This window comes from Xanthomonas sp. JAI131 (assembly GCF_013410075.1).
Lineage (GTDB): Bacteria > Pseudomonadota > Gammaproteobacteria > Xanthomonadales > Xanthomonadaceae > Xanthomonas_A > Xanthomonas_A bonasiae.
Genome location: NZ_JACCCN010000004.1, coordinates 366,231 through 382,374 on the forward strand (window position 1 = coordinate 366,231; position 16,144 = coordinate 382,374).

A 16,144-nucleotide genomic window follows, 5' to 3' on the forward strand; every position below is an offset into this window, starting at 1 on the left:
CCGGATTTTCCGAAAGTGCACTCTGACCCCATTTTTCCGTAGCTTAAGCGAAAATTCGTGCAGATCCTGCTGGTAGCGTGTCCGGTCGATGTCGGTAAAGAAGCGTGGCTGCCGTGTCATTGCCCCGCTGCAAGATATGCTGGGCGATACTGGGGAGATCCAGTCGGGGTGGCGTGGCATGTGCCATCCTTCGCTCTACGGTGGCCCCAGCGTCGTTTATCCAAACGAACCGTCCCATCGGCTAAGCGCCTGAGCTTGGATCGGGAAAGTGCACTCTGATCCTGGCTTCCCGAGCCCGGTTTCCCGGAAACCAATGCCGGCGTTCGCACATGCCGATTGGCACACCCGGCAGCAAAGCGGCCTATTCTTCGCTACATTCCTGCGCGTCTTTGAGTTCGACCGGAGCCAGCGCTACGCCGTCGCTGGTTTCGCTGATCCTGCGACGAGGCCGAGTGCGTGTCGTTGGCAGTCAATATGTCGATCAGATCCAGTGCCGCGTTAGCTTGGCTGGCATCGATGTTGATGCCCATTACCGGCAGGCGTTGCAGCTCTCGCCGATGCAATGGCAGTTAGTAAAGCGATCTTGCTGCTAAATAAATGACCGAGATCAAATAATAAAACAAATTGATTCTTAGATTATCTATAGGCGCAGATCCAAAATTTTGCGATTCATATATAAATTATCCATTTAAAATATTTTCCACTTTCGTCTTTTCCATCGAACGAAAGAAAACTTCTAACTCATGCTCTACATTTCCACTCCAACCAGAAACTGAATCACGCAACACGTCTAGATAAACCTTCAAATCTTTTTCAGGCAAATTTGGCAACGCATCGTGTACAAGAACGATCTTGTGACAGGGAATCCACCCAAGATCTGTTAAACAATCATAAAGAGCATTCCAGTTAAAACCAAAGTACCCCGGAAACCAAAGGCTGTAGTACAGTGATTTTAACAACTCTTCAGATAAACATATCTCCGGGTCAATGCGCACATAGAAGACTTCTGCCGCATCATAAGACGGCGCGATATCTGAAAATTTAAATGGCGACATTTTGAGACCTCAGTTGTTGATTGGAATAAACGTCTTGTAATGATCTGGCGTGTAATACATTTCTCCGCCCTTCCCTACAACTATTCGCTGAGGCCCGGGACCTGATACGCCAGGAGTTGGATGCACATATTCCGTGTAATAACCAAGTGGCTTCGCCGGCAAATCTCCATCGCGATTCAATGCGGCGACAGCGTTATTTGTTTGCGGGCACTTAATTGACGCGCCGCGTACTTGAGACTTAAATCACGTGGAAAATCAGACCACCTAAGACGAAAGAACCGCCTAAGACGAAAGAAATTTTACCTTCCAATAGTCCCTGGACCTTCGCAACCAATATCTTTGCAAATCCGGAATCAAGAAGGAGAAATCTCCATTTTTGGCGATCCAATCACTATATGCAAGCTCTTCATGCGATCTAGTGCCATCCATATGCATATAGATTCTTCTATCAAAATTTACATAAAAGCTAGGGAGCATAGACGAAAGTAAATTTACATCTCTAATGCAATCACTGGAGATTTCAGCGCCTGACATGTAGTGCATTTCAAGCTCATCAAGCAGTTCATCGCGAGAATCGTCAGAATCGAAAAAAAACTCCTCAAGCTCGCTTCTTGAAAAAATTTTTGCCGAGCTACTGGCTAAATACTGCTTAAAATTATCTGAATTTAACCTCAGAACTCCGCCCCGAAATTCCCTGCATGCCGCCTCGTATTGATATTTATCTATATATCCCCTATCAAGATATGCTTTATAATTTTTTTCTGCGTCCAAAGAAAAATTGACTTTGTCGTCTATAACCCAAAAATTGCCACCACCCAGAATGAAAAAGCAGACGCTTAATTCCCCATTCCACAGCGCATCGCGCATGAATTTATTTAGAACCATTTCCAAATTCCTTCAAAAATTCAGACTGAGAATAGACACGGGCCCCACTTGAATGCTTCTCAAGTAAAGACTCCCACATTTTTGGAAGCTCCAACGAAGTACCGGGTGTCGTTGGGTCTACTACTTTTGGAGCAGATGGATCCCTAAATGCGCCGGGGACAGGTTGTTGTGGTACAGCCCTGCTCATAATTTCATTGTGAAGACTAGCATCAACTTCAAAAACAACTACAGAGCCATCCGGACGCTTGTTGGTCAGATAGTAGACGGCGTGGTCGGCATTGCCAACACTCACGCAAAGCTGTCCTGAACATCCAGGATTTATGCTAATTGTCCTGTCAGCATTAACGGTGATCCTGTTTTGACTTGTAGCGGAACCTACACCTCCCCCTTCAACCCTAAAATAGGTTGTTGTTGGTTTTAGGCGACTCAGGTCGTCAACGGGGTCAATAACTGCATTGACGACATCTACATTTTTGATGGTCAAGCCACTTGATGCTCTGCCCACAGCAGAGGCCCCTCCTGCAGGCACAAAACCAATCAAGGAATAGAGCGCTTCCGAATATTCGGGCGAAATCCCTGTCTTGCTGATCAAGTACCCGCCAACCGTCGCCTGCTGTTGACCAGACTCCAGCGTACGATTTCCCGCCTGTAGCTGGTCAGCGCCCCAGATTGCTAGCAGACATCCGGCTCCCATACTTTCTGGACAGCCGAACGTACCAAGGGCAACTGCCGCAGCACCGCCAGCTGCCTGGCCCGCTCCACCTAGTCTTTGGATAGCATTGCCATTGCGAGTATTCCAACTGCTGACCGCATCCTGTATCCCATCTAGGCCCGAATAAGTAAACATGGGCACTTGATACGACGAAGATATACCACGCTCATCAGTGGCGAGTTTTGTCAGCGCTTGATTGTTTAAGAGGCTTCTCTCCGATGCATATTCAGCCTTGCCACCCTCAATTTCCAAAGCCGAGTAGAGATTGTATTCACTCGTTCCCGGCGTATAGCCCTCCGAACACTTGACCAATGCACAGCCAGCTATGGTCAAACGCAGCTGCTTTTCCGGGTCGTCCCCAGCCAACTCCTTGATTCGATCAATCTCTGCCTGATGGAGATCGCGATTGTAGTTTTCTCCTGCCAGTGCATTGGACGCGCCTTCTGAGCCACCCAAAGCGCCACCGATGGCAATGCTGACCAGATCGCGGACGAGCTTCGACTCGCCTTGCGTTAGCGGCCTTGCAAGCTCGGCGGCGCCTGCACCGAGCGCGCCATCTAGAGCGTTACCGCCGCTCAAGCCACTTACAATGGCGCCGGTCAAAGCATGAAGTAGAGTCTTCCCGGTCCCTCCATCTTTCCAAATGTCGTATTGCTCTTGATATTCGGCCATCGTGGCTTGAGAGCCGGACACCAATGCACGGTAAGGTGCCTTCTCTTCCTCACTAGCTCCCTCTTTTTCCAGAGTGGCCAAGGTTGCCGTGGCGGCGGTCGCCGTGAGTTCGGCATCGTGATACTTCTTGGTCAGCAACTCACCGATGGCGCCCGCGGTCCTGAACCCCACTTCTCCTGCAACCTGGGCCATTTCCAGTTGGTCGGCCACTTTCTTTTCGTCATAGATAGCCTTCAGTCCGCTCTGCTGAAGTTCGGTCGCGCCTCGCTCCAGTCCGTTAAGGGCGGACTCGTCGCCGTTGCGGATAACGACCGTCCCTTCGGCTATATCGCTTTTGGTAGTGCTCCCCGAGCTATCGCCCTTGTTACCCAATGCATTGGCCGCGGCTCCTAAAGCAGCGCTTTTGGCACTGGATGCCATATCGGTGCTGACGCCCACACTACTTGCCTTGTATTCGGCCTCGTTCTTCAGCTCTTCGACCGTCAGGCTGCCGGTCGAGAGATAGTTCAGGCTCGCATCGGCCGTACTGGCAATCGCCCCACCAATCAGGTGACTGTTGCCGCCCACTGTGACATCGAACCCACCGTTCCCAGCCTGGATGCCGCTCTGTTCGGCGACGCTGGTGTAGCTGCTGTTGACCTTCTGCTGGCTATACGAGCCGCTGACGTTGCCGCCGGTGCTGTAGCCGTAGACCAGCTTGATGCCCGCCTGCTGTTGCTTGCTCTGGTAGTCGTTGGTGTCCTGTTCGCTCTGGATCAGCAGATCGCCGCCGATGTTGGCCAGGACCTTGTCGCCGACCGCCTGCGCGCCCTTGATCGTGGTGTCGTTGCCGCTGACCAGGGTCAGCGTGTCGTTGGCGGTGACGACGCTTTCGGTGTGCAGGTCGCTGTTGCCCTTGGCGCTGCCTTTGCCCGCGTAGGCCGAGAGGTAAACGCCCGTGGTGGTGCCGACGCTCACGCCGATCTCGCCGCCGCCGTTTTTGTTCTCCGACTTGCTGGTGTTGGTTTCCTGATTGCTCAGCAGGTTGAGGTTGTTGGCCGCTGCCAGCGCCACGTTCTCGCCGCCGATCTTGCTACCGATCACGTTGAGGTCACCACCGGTGGCGGCGATGGTGACGTTGCCGTCGCTGAGGATGCGGCTACCTCCGGTCGTCTCTTCGTGCGTGATGGTCTTGCTCGACGCACTGCTGGCGCCGATGCCGATGCTCAGGCTGACACCCGAGTCACCTGACGCACTTTTCAAGCCCTCTCCGTTGGCCAGCGCATTAGCGCCTGCCTGGGCGCGGGCTATGGCGCCCATGCTGTCCTGGATCGCATAGCCTGTCTTGGCGGCATACAGCGCCTTCAGGCGGTCGTCTTCGACCTCCGTGCCGCGCTTGGCGGTGCTGTATACCGCCTGCGCCGCATCGACAATGCCTCCCGTCAAACCCAGCGTGAGACCGGCACTTTGCTGCTTCGACGTCTGCACCGTATCCACGCGGTTCTCGGCCGCGGCGATGGTCACTTCCTTGCCGACGATGGCCGTGCCGGTCTTGCTCAGCACGTCGCTGCCGGTGATCGAGACCGCGTTGCCGGCAGTCATCGTCACCGAACCGTCGGTACTGCCGACCAGGCTGCCGCTGTTGGTGATTTCGGTGGCGTCGAGCGTGTCGGTCTTCTTGCTGGCGCCCAGTGTCACACTGAAGCCGCCTCCGCTGTACAGGCCGGTCTTCTTGACCTGCTTGTCATGCTCCTCGCTGTGCTCGTTCTGCGCGGTCTCCAGGGTCAGGTTGTTGCCTGCGGCCAGCACCACGTCGCCGGTGCCAGCGACCTGCGCGCCTTGCGACAACAGGTCGTGGCCGGCGGCGATCTGCACGCTGTCGCCGCTCAGCGTGGTGACGACCGCGGTGCTGTCGTGCCACTCGTCATGTGTGGTGGTGGTCTTGCTGGACAGGAAGCCCTTTTTCTTCTTCTGCATGTTCTGTTCGGCGTCGTGCTGCTCCTGCGCGGCGAGCAGGTTGACGTCGTTGCCGGCGGCCACGCTCACTGCACCGGCATCGGTGTAGACCTTGGCCGCGGTGAGGTTCACGTCGTGGCCGGCCTGCAGGGCGATGTCGCTGCCGGCGGTGAACTCGGTGCCATGGACGGTCTCGTCGGTGGTGCTGGTGGTCTGCTTGAAGCGCTTGCGCGTCTCCAGCGTGTCGCTGCTGTCCACCGTGGTCAGCGTGGTGCTGTTGATGTCGTTGCCGGCGACCACCGCCAGGCCCTTGCCTGCGTCGAGCTTGGCCGCGACCAGGTTGACGTCGTTGCCGGCGCTGAGGATCAGGTTGCCACCGGCGGTCAGTGCCTGCTGATCGAGGTCCTGGGTGGTAGTGGTCGTGGTGACCTTGGTCTTGCCCTGGCGGGTGTGGTCGGTGGTCGTGGTGCTCTCGCCCAGCACCGAGGTCACGTTCAAGTCGTGTCCGGCCGCAGCAATCAGGTCGCCACCGGCCTTCACTTCCGCCTGGCGGATGGTGATGTCGTTGCCGGCCGCCAGTTGCAGGCTGCCGTCGGTGACGATGCTGGTGCGCACCGTGGCCTTGCCGCTGGCATCGGTGACCGGCGTCAGCGACAGATCGTGGCCGGCCTGCAGTGCGGCATCGCCGCCGGCGGTGATGGCTACGCCGTGCAATTGCAGGTCGTTGCCGGCGAGCAGCGACAGGTCCCGACCCACCGTCAGGCTGGTGGCGTCCCCGCCGCGGGTGAGCCCGCTCTCGTTGCGCAACGCGGTGGGCTGCAGCACCAGGTCGTTGCCCGCCTGCAGCGCGGCGCTGCCGCCGGCCCGCACGGCGGTGCCGGTGAGGGTCAGGTCGTGGCCGGCGTTCATCAGCAAGTTGTTGTCGGCGCTGATGCCGGAGCGGAGGTCGCCCCCGGCCACCGCATCACGGGTGGTGCTGAGCAAATCGTTACCGGCGCTCAGCAGCACGTCACGCCCGGCGATCTGGCCACCGAGGTTGAGCAGGTCCTGCTTCGCCTGCAATGCCACCGTGCCGGTGCCGGCGATGCGGCCCTGGTTGAGTAGGTTGCCGGCGGTGACGCTGACGTTGACGCCGCTGATCGTGCCGCTGTTGCTCAGGCCAGCAGTGGCGTTGAGCGAGACGTTGCCGTTGTCGCTGGCGATCAAAGCGCCGTCGCTGCGCAGGGTCAGCGCGGTGCTGGACGACAGGTACACCACCGGCACCAGCACCTTCTGGCCCTGGTACTCCTGTTCGACCATCCACACGATGTCGTGGGTCAGCGCGGCGACCTGTTCGGCAGTCAGCGCGACGCCGACATCCAGGTGCAGCGCGCCGGCCTCGGCCACGGCGCCGTCCAGCAGCGCGCGGTACTGCGCCACGCCGTCGTCGTAGTTGCCCAGGTAGCGGCGGCCGGTGAGCTGAGTGATCTGGTCCAGCACCAGGCGCTGTTCGTAGAAGCCGTCGCCCAGGCGGGTCTGGGTCCACTCCGGATCCACGCCGAGCTTGTCGAGCAGGTAGTCGCTGCTGATGAAGTTGTCGTAATTGACGAAGCGCGGATCGGTCTCGATCAGGTAGCGACGGCCGGGGCCGGCGTTGCGGTTGGCGTTGACGCCGGCCAGGCCGTTGGCGGCGCGGCCCAGTGCGTTGACGCTGGCGCCGTTGGCGCCGACCAGGCGGTACAGCCCGCCGATGGGCAAGGTGATGTTGCCGAGCGGGGCGCCGACGCCGCCGACCACCTGCGGCACGGTGCCGGTGCCTGGGTCGATCTGCTGGCGCTGGCCGGCGACGTTGGCGCCGGCCAGCACGGCCTGTGCGCCGCCGGCCTGGATCTGGCTGCGGGTGGCATTGCCGCTGCCGGCGAGCGCCGCCTGTACGCCTTGCGCCTGAACATCGGCCGCGGAGGTCTCGACACTTTTCACCAGCGAGCCCTCGCCGTCGGCGATGCGGATCGGGCCGATGCTGGCGCTGACGATGCGGTTGCTGACCGTTGCACCGCCTGCGGCCGTGCCGGCCTGCGCCTGCACGGCCTTATTGCCGACGCCGCTGGCGCTCTGCGCGCTGCGGCGGTTCAGTGCCGTGCCTTGCGTGGCGTTGAACGCGGCGCCGCCGATGCTGCGCCCATCGCTACCGACGGCGCCGTTGCTGATGGTGGCGCCGTTGATCGACACGCCTTGCCCACCGGTCATGTTGGCGGCGAGGGCGATGTAGCTGGAATCTACGGTAGTCGAGGAGATCGGATTGTCCTCTTCCTCGTAGTAACACACCATGCGCTTGCCGTTGGACGTCTGTGCGCAATCGTCGACCACGCCCCTGACAACGTGCTCGACATCGGATTGTTTGACTACCTGCTTCAGCGCAAGCGCCTGATTGAGCACCGACTCGTTGCCAGCAATCATGCTGTCGGCCATTCCGCCCACACCACGTTGATTGACCAGCAGCGCACCGGCGGCGGCGATGGTGGAAGCGTTGTTGGTGACGCTCCCGGACAGCGCAATGTTGCCCCCCGCGACGATGCGGCCTTCGGCGCTTGCCGCCAGCAAGCTCTCCCGTTCTTCGACGGAATACTGCCGATATATTCCTGGCTGCTTGCCTTTATAGGGAAAACGAGCCGAGGTATTGGCCGGCATCTTGATGCTTCGCGCCTCGATGAGTTCGCTCGGCATCGACGCATTCGCCGCGGCCTTCTCGGCATCCGATAGCGGTCCGGTCTTGGTGCTAAGCACGCGCCGCTGATTATTGAGTTGATTGGCCGCAATCAGGATGCTGCCATCGGCCTCGATGCTGCCGGACAGGTTGTTGACCACGCCGGTACGCGCAGTGAGCGTGCCACCGCCGTCGCGCGCGGCGCCGATGGCGATGTTGCCCAGGCTGAAGATCTTCGCGTCGCGGTTGAGCAGTTGGTCGCGGACCAGCAGGGTCATGCCGTTGGTCGCGCCGATCAAGGCCGAGCCGTAGGCCGCGTTGTCGGTGGCGCCGCCCAGGTCGGCGCCGTTGACCAGGGTGCCGGTGTCCACCAGAACGTTGCCGCCGACCAGGCTGCCGGTGTTGGTGACGCTGCCGGCCGTGAGCTGCAGGTTGTTGCTGGCGGAAATGTCGCCGGCGTTGTCGATGGTCCCGCCGGTAGTCAACTGGGTGTTGCCCGCCTGCATCGTCGCGCCGGCGCCGTTGCTGATGTTGTTGGCGGTCACGCTCAGGCTGCGCCCGGCTTTCAGCGCGGAGGCGTTGACCATGTTGCCGCCGACGCTGAGGCGGAAGTCGCCATTGCTGGTGATGTCGGCGCCGGCGCGGTGGGTGTAGTCGCTGCGCATGGTCAGGTCGAGCAGGTTCTGCGCGAGGATGTTGCCGCTGCCGTCGAAGCCGACGGTATCGATGACCACGTCGCCAGCGCCCCCGACGCTGCTGCCCGCGCCGATGCGACCGCCGCTGTTGCTCAGGCTCTGCAGGTTCAGGCGCACCGCCTGCTCGGCCTTGATGGTGCCGCTGCGGTTGTCGAGCGTGGCGCCGGAGCGCTGCAACAGGAAGCTGTTGCCGGCGTAGACGTTGCCGCGCTGGTTGTCGAGTGCGTTGGTGTTGGCGACGAGATCGCCGCCGGCCACCAGCTGGCCGTCGCTGTTGACCACGCTGGCGGCGTTGAGCACGACGCTGCCGCGTCCGCCCAGGCTGCCGCCGGCATTGCGCAGTTCGCCGCCGGTGGTGAGCTGGGTCAGGCCGCCGCCGTTGTTGGCGATGCTGCCTTGGCTGTTGTCGATGCGGCCGCCGGACAGGGTCATCGCATTGCCGCTGTCGAGTTGGCCGCCGCTGTTGAGCAGTGCGCCGGTGACCGCGACGTTGAGATCGCGGCCGCCACCGATGCGGCCGCCCTGGTGGTTGTCGAGTTGGCCGCGCGCGGTCAGCGCCAGGTCGCGTCCGGCCTGGACGGTGCCGGCGCTGTTGCTGAGGTTCTCGGCGCCGATGGTGGCGTCGTTGCTGGCGCCGAGCAGACCGCCATCGTTGTTCAAGGTGTGCGCGATGTCGGCGCGCAGATCGCCGCCCGTACCGCCACTGGCGATCGCCTGCAGCGTGCCGCTGCGGTTGTCGAGGCTGTCGGCGCGTACGGTCAGGGTGCCGCCGGAGGCCTGCAGCACGCCGCTGCGGTTGTCGAGCGCGCCGCCGAGCTGGGTGTTCAAGCTGCGTGCCGACACGCTGCCGCCGACATTGCTCAGGCTGGCCGCGGTCAACGTGGCGTCGCCGGCGGCGGCGATCGCGCCGTTCTGGTTGTCGATGCCGGCGTTGGCGCCGAGTTGCAGCTGGCCCTGGGTCAGGATGCGGCCGCCGGCATTGGCGACGGCGCCGCCGATGCTCAGTGTGGCGGTGCCGGTGCCGGCGTGTTCGATGCGTCCCTGCACGTTGTTCAGCGACGCGACGCTGAGGTTGAGATCCTGGCCGTTCGTGGCCAGCTTGCCGCTGCCGTTGTCGAACACGCCGGTGATGGCGATGCGGGTCTGCCCGCTGCCGCTCTGCACCAGGGTGCCGCCGGTGTTGCGCAACGACGCTGCGCCCAGGTCCAGGCGCGCGGCCTGCAGCTGTCCGCCGACGCCGTTGAGCGTGCCGTTGTCGAGACTGCCGCCGGCGCGCACGGTCAGCAGGCCGCCGGCGAGCAGATCGGCGCCGCGATGGTCGAGGCCGTTGCTCGCGGTCAGGCTGGCATCGCCGCCGACGCGGGTGGTGCTGCCGGCCAGGTTGAGTTGGGTCGCCTGCGCGGTGAGGTTGCCGGCGGCGATCAGCTTGCCGCTGGCGCTCAGGGTGCGGTCGGCATGCAGGTCCAGCGCGCCGCTGCTACCGAGACTGCCGTCGCTGCGCACGCCGGCCGCGGCGACGCCGCCGATGGCGATGTCGCCGCCGCGCAGGCTCAGGTTGCCGCTGGACAGGGTCTGCCCGGCGTTGTCGATGCGCTGCGCCTGCAAGGCGACGTCGCTGCCGTTGACGGTGCCGCGCTGGAGCAGTGCGTCATCGCTGGTCAGGGTGAGCTGATTGGCCGAGAGCGTGCCGGCCACGGTCAGGTCGCCGTGCGACTGCAGTTGCAGGGTGGTCGCGGCGCTGAGCGCGCCGGTCTGCGACAGCGCGCCGCCGGCTTGGGCGCTGAACGCACCGGCCGCGGCCAGCGTGCCGCCCAGCGCGAGATCGCCATGGCTGACCAGCGCCACGTCGCCGCTTTCGCTACCGAGCTGGCCGCTGCTGGCGACGCTGGCCGCTTCCACGCGCAGCGCGCTGCCGGCGATCAGGTCGCCGCGGTTGTCGACGGCGCCGCTGGCGGTCAGGCCCAGGCGCTGCAGGCCGTAGCTCTGCCCGGTCTGCTGCAGCGAGCCGACATCCAGTTGCAGGCGCTGGCGCGCGCGCAGCGCACCGGCGTTGTCCAGCGCGCCGCTCACGGTCAGCGTCGCATCGCCCTGCGCGGCGAGCAGGCTATTGGCGGCGTTGTCGACGCTGGCCGCGCTCAATATCAGATCGCTGCCGGCCACGACCTGCGCGGCGTTGCTCAACGCGCCGCCGGCATTCACGTTCAGCGTCGTCGCCGACTGGGCGATGCCGGCGAGCGCGAGATCGTCGCTGCTGGTCAGCGCCAGCGTGGTGCCGGCATCCAGCGTGCCCTGGCTGTCGATGCGCGCGCCGGTCAGTGCGAGCGCGCCGGCACTGTGCAGTACGGCTTGGCTGCCGGTGCTCAATGCGGCGCCCGCGCTCAGCGACGCGGCCTGGCCGGCGTTGGCTTGCCCGTCCACGCGCAGGTCGCGCTGCGCCTGGATCTGCAGCGACTGCATGGCCGTGACCTGGCCGGTGATGGCGATATCGCGCTCTGTGTGCAGGTCCAGCGCCTGCGCGCTGAGCGTGCCCGATTGCAGCAGATCGCCTTGCGCTTGCGCCTTCAGTTGCGTCGCCGCAGCGACGACTCCACCCAGCCGCAAATCGCCCTGGCTGGTCAGCGCGACCTGGCCGGTCTCGCTGCCGAGCTGGCCGCTGCTGGCGATGCTGGCGGCGTCTACCTGCAGATCGCGCTTGGCGATCAGTTCGCCCTGGTTGTCCACCGCGCCGTTGGCGCGCAACGTCAGGCGATCGCCCGCGTAGGCCTGGCCGCTGTGTTGCAGCGTGCCGACGTCGAGGGTCATGGCCTGCCCGGCCTGCAGGCTGCCGGCGTTGCTGACCGTACCAGGCGTGGCGAGTTGCAGCGCGCCCTGCGCGGCCAGCGTGCCGCTGGCGGCGTTGTCGATGCTGTGCGCGGCGACGCTCAGGTCGCGGCCGGCCACGATCTGGCCGGTAGTGCTCAGCGCTGCACCGGCATCGAGCGCGATGTCGCGCTTGGCCTGCGCCACGCCGGCGATCGCCAGCGCGCCGTCGCTGCGCAAGGTCAGGTCGGTGCCGGCATCGAGCGTGCCGCGGCTGTCGATGGCGCCGCCTTGCAGGGTCACGGCCGCCGCGCCTTGCAGCACGGCGGCCGTACCGGTGGCGATGCTGGCGCCGCTCAGGCGCAGGTCGCCGCCGGCCAATGCCTGGCCATCGACGCGCAGCGCGCGCTGCGCCTGCAGCTCCAGCGCGGCGGCGGTCTGCGCGCCACCGGCGATGCCCAGGTCGCGGCCGGCGGCGAGCGTGGCCGACTGCGCCTTGAGCGCGCCATCCACCTGCAGATCGCCGAGCGCGCTGGCGCTCAGCGCCTGCGCGGCGATCACGCTGCCGCCCAGTTGCATGTCGCCCTGGCTGCTCAGCGTCACCTGGCCGGTCTCGCTGCCGAGCTGGCCGCTGTTGCTGAGGCTGCCGGCGTCGATGCGCAGGTCGCCGCCGGCGATCAGCGTGCCGCGGTTGTCCAGCGCGCCGGCGCTGTGCAGATCCAGCGCCTGGCCCGCGTACAGCTCACCGCTGTGCTGGAAGCTGCCGGCCTGCAGCAGAAGGGAATTCTGGCCGCGCAGGCGGCCGGCGTTGTCGAGCAGGCCGGAGACGCGCAGGTCGAGCGTGTCCGCCGCCGCCAACGTGCCGGTGGCGCGGTTGACCGCACTGGCAGCGCTCAGGTGCAGATCGCGACCGGCGACGACCTGGGCGCTGTTGTCCAGCGCAGCGCCGGCGTCCAGCACGACATCGCCGCCGCCTTGGGCGATGCCGGCCAGGGTCAGCTGGCCCTGGCTGCGCAGGCGCAGATCGGTGCCGGCATCGAGTGCGCCGCGGCTGTCGATCGTCGCGCCGTCGAGCGTGATCGCCGCGGCGCTCTGCAACACGGCGTTGCCGCCGGTGGCGATGCTCGCCGCGCTCAAGTACGCAGCGCCGCCAGCCACGGCCTGGCCATCCAGACTCAGCGCGCGCTGCGCCTGCAATTGCATGTCCGCGGCACTTTGCAGCGAACCGGCGACGCTCAGATCGCGCCCGGCGCTCAACTGCAGCGACTGCGCCTTGGTGGTGCCGCGCTGTTGCAGATCGCCGACCGCCTGCACGCGCAGCGTGGTCGCCGCGATCTGGCTGCCGTCGAGCTGTACGTCGCCACGGCTATCGACCAGCAGCTGTCCATCCTGGCTGCCGAGCTGGCCGCTGCTGGCGACGCTGCCGGCGGCCACGCGCACATCGCGCTTGGCGATCAGGTCGCCGCGGTTGTCGAGCTCGCCATCGACCTGCACGGTCAGCGTGTCGCCGGCGTAGGCACGGCCGCTCTGCTGCAGGCTGCCTGCGCTCAGGGTCAGCACCTGTCCGGCCTGCAGCGTGCCGGCGTTGTCGAGTGCGCCTTGCACGTGGGCATCGAGCGCCGCCTGCGCCGAGAGTTCGCCCTGCGCCCGATTGGTCGCACTGGCCGCGCTCAGGGTCAGATCGCGGCCGGCGAAGACGCGGGCCTGGTTGTCCAACGCCTGATCCGCCCGCAGCGCGACATCGCGCCCGCCCTGGGCGATGCCCGACAGAGAGAGGGCGCCGCTGCTGCGCAGGCTCAGATCCGTGCCGGCATCCAGCGCGCCGCGGCTGTCGATCGTGCCCGCGTCCACCTGCAGCGCCGTGGCGGTCTGCACCACGGCGTCCTGGCCGAGCGCGACGCTGGCGCCGCGCATGCCCAGATCGCCGCCTGCGACCGCCTGGCCGCCCACGTTCAACGCGCGCTGCGCCTGCAGCTGCAGCGTCGTCGCGCTGCGCAGCGTGCCGGCCAGGGTGAGATCGCGGCCGGCCTGCAACTGTGCCGATTGCGCCTGCACGCTGCCACGCTGTTGCACGTCGCCGAGCGCGGCGGCGCGCAGCGCACCGGCCGCTACCACGACGCCATCCAGGTTCAGATCGCCGCGGCTGTCGAGCGCGAGTTCGCCGCGCTGGCTGCCGAGCTGGCCGCTGCTGGCGATGCTGCCGGCGGCGATGCGCACGTCGCCGCCGCCGACCAGGTCGCCACGGTTGTCCACCGCATCGGTCGCGGCGAGGTCGAGGCTCGTGCCGCCATAGGCCTTGCCGGTTTCGGCCTGGGCGAAGCTGCCGGCGCTCAGGCGCAGGGCGCCATCGGCATGCAGGCTGCCATCGTTGCGCAGTGCGGCGACACTGGCGATGGCGGCATCGCCGCTCGCCGACAAGGCCGCACCGCTGGCGTTGTCCAGGCTGCCGGCGGCCACCGCCAGGTCGCCCCCGGCGATCACCTGCGCCTGGTTCTGCAACGTTGCGGCGCTGTCCAGCGCGACGTCGCCGCGTGCCTGCAGCGTGCCGGCCAGGCGCATCGCGTTGGCGCTGCGCAGGGACAGCGTGGTGCCCGCGTCGAGCACGCCGGACTGGTCGATGTCCGCGCCTTGCAGGCGCAGCGCGCCACCGGACTGGATCTGCCCGGCCTGCAGCAGCGTGCCTTGCGCATGCAGATCGGCGTCGCCGCCCGCGGCGATCGTGGCGGAACTGCGCAGTTGCCCGTCGGCGCTCAGCTGCAGTGCGCCATCGGTCTTCAGCGTGCCGTCCAGCAGCGCGTCGCCGCCGGCCTGCAGCTGCGCGCTGGACGCGCTGAGCGTGCCGGACTGGTGCAGGTCGCCCGCGGCCTGCGCCGTCAGCGCACCCTTCGCCGCCACGGCGCCGTCGAGCGCGAGATCGCCGCGGCTGTACAGGCTGGTGGTGCCGCGCTGGCTGCCGAGTTCGCCGCTGCTGGCGAACTGCGCCGCGTTCACGCTTAGCGCATCGCCAGCGACCAGGCTGCCGCGGCTGCGGGTGGCGCCGCTGCTGGCGATGTCCGCATTGCGGCCGGCATAGCTGCTGCCGTCATTCGCGAAGGCCGCCGCGTCGATCCGCAGGTCGCGCCCGGCGTATACGGTGCCGGCATTGTCCAGCGTACCGGCGGTCGTCAGGGCAACGTCGCCGCTGGCGGACAGCACGCCGTTGGCGCGGTTGCCGATCGCCGCCGCAGCGATGTCCACGCGGCCGCCGGCGCTGAGCTGGCCGGCGTTGTCGAGGCGGCCGCCGGCCTGCAGCGCGGCGTCCTGCCAGGACTGGACCAACCCGGATAGGCGCGTGTCGCCGTCGCTGCGCAAGTCCAGGCCAGTGCCCGCATCGAGCGTTCCCGCGGCATCGATCCGCGCCGCTTGCACGCTCATCGCGCCACCGCTCTGCAACGTCCCGGCGCTCTGCAGCCAGCTGCCGCCGGCCTGCAACGCCAGCGCAGCGCCGGCGTAGGCCACGCCGCTGTTGCGCAGGGTGCCGCTCGCGTCCAGGCTCAACCCGCCGCTGCTGTACAGCGTACCGCCGGCATCGAGTTCGGAGCCGAACAGGCTGATCGCGCCGGCGCTGCTGCGCCCGCTGTGGTCGAAACTGCCGCTGGCGCGCGCGTCGAGCAGGCCGCTGGCGACGGTGTCGCCGCTCAGGCTCAATTGCGCGGCGCGCAGGCGCACGCCGGCCTGCTGCGAACCGAGCGTGCCCTGCTGGGTCAACGCGCCCGCGGCGCGCAGGTCCACGTCGTCGCGGGCGACCGTGGTGCCGCTCAGGCTGAGCTGGCCGGCGCTGTCGATCTGCAGGCTGCCGCTCTGCGCGGCCAGGGTGCCGCGGCTGACCACGCCGACGCCGGCTTCGGTGGCGATCAGGCGGATGCGGTCGGCGTACATGCCCCCGAGATAGGCCACGTCGATGCCGATCGACGGCGACGCGCCATCGCTGCCCGGCAGCAGCTCCAGCAGCATGCCGTCGTAGCCGATGCGCTGCGTGCCGGTGCTGGCGAGCAGGTCCTTGGCCCACACCGAGCCGTCCACGCTGAGCTGCCGCGACAGCAGATCCAGGCGGTCGACGTTGGACGCGTCCAGGCCGTTGCTGCCGATGCTGAGCACGCCGCCGGTGATGGCGAAACCGTTCAACGCACCGTCGCTGCCGAGTTGCGGCGTGCCGGTGGCCAGGGTGACCCGCGAGGCGTTGAGGAAGCCGCAGCCGTCGCAGCTGATGCCGTTCGGGTTGGCGATCACCAGTTGCGCCCTGGCCCCGGCGATTTCGGTATAGCCCTGCAGGCGGCTGGCGGTGCTGGTGACTTCGTTGAGGATCAGCGTGGCCGCGCCGCTGTTCTTCAGGTTGTCGTTGCCGGCGATGTAGCCGCCGAGTTCGGTCTTGGAGATGTTGGCGCTGTTGTTGAGGATCAGGCCGTTGCTGCCGACGTCGAAGCGCGAATAGCGGTTGTGCGAGACGCCGCGCGCGTTCGGGGCGACGATGTCGACCACCGGCACGCCGTTGGCCGCCGCCTGCTGGCCCGGCTGTTGCCCGCCTGGATTGGCGACCGGCACGACCTGCGCGTAGAGCGGCAACGAGGTCCAGGTGACGGTGCAGCACAGCAGCATCGCCACGCCGCGCTTGAAGCGGTCGGCCATCGTGGTGCGCATCCCAGCGGAATCCTTGTCCATCGCCATTTCT

The 16,144-nt window shown here is 65.5% G+C and carries 3 protein-coding genes; all 3 read right to left on the reverse strand.

Going from position 1 to position 16,144, the window contains the following annotated elements:
• Positions 1-680: 680 nt before the first annotated feature.
• Positions 681-1,055: a barstar family protein gene (locus HDC36_RS18115; protein ID WP_179570079.1), complete on the reverse strand. Its 375-nt coding sequence runs from the start codon at positions 1,053-1,055 to the stop codon at positions 681-683.
• A 282-nt stretch (positions 1,056-1,337) separates the two neighbouring features.
• Positions 1,338-1,940, reverse strand: a complete 603-nt coding sequence (locus tag HDC36_RS18125; RefSeq protein WP_179570081.1) for a hypothetical protein — start codon at positions 1,938-1,940, stop codon at positions 1,338-1,340.
• The gene (locus HDC36_RS18130; protein ID WP_255432802.1) at positions 1,927-16,134 is read right to left on the reverse strand and encodes a hemagglutinin repeat-containing protein; all 14,208 of its coding nucleotides are present in this window, start codon (positions 16,132-16,134) and stop codon (positions 1,927-1,929) included. Before HDC36_RS18130 ends, HDC36_RS18125 begins: the two co-directional genes overlap by 14 nt.
• Between the last annotated feature and the right edge of the window lie 10 nt (positions 16,135-16,144).

Coding starts and splice junctions, on each gene's coding strand:
- HDC36_RS18115 (WP_179570079.1), bottom strand. CDS start 1,055: ATGTCGCCATTTAAATTTTCAGATATCGCGCCGTCTTATGATGCGGCA.
- HDC36_RS18130 (WP_255432802.1), bottom strand. CDS start 16,134: ATGGACAAGGATTCCGCTGGGATGCGCACCACGATGGCCGACCGCTTC.
- HDC36_RS18125 (WP_179570081.1), bottom strand. CDS start 1,940: ATGGTTCTAAATAAATTCATGCGCGATGCGCTGTGGAATGGGGAATTA.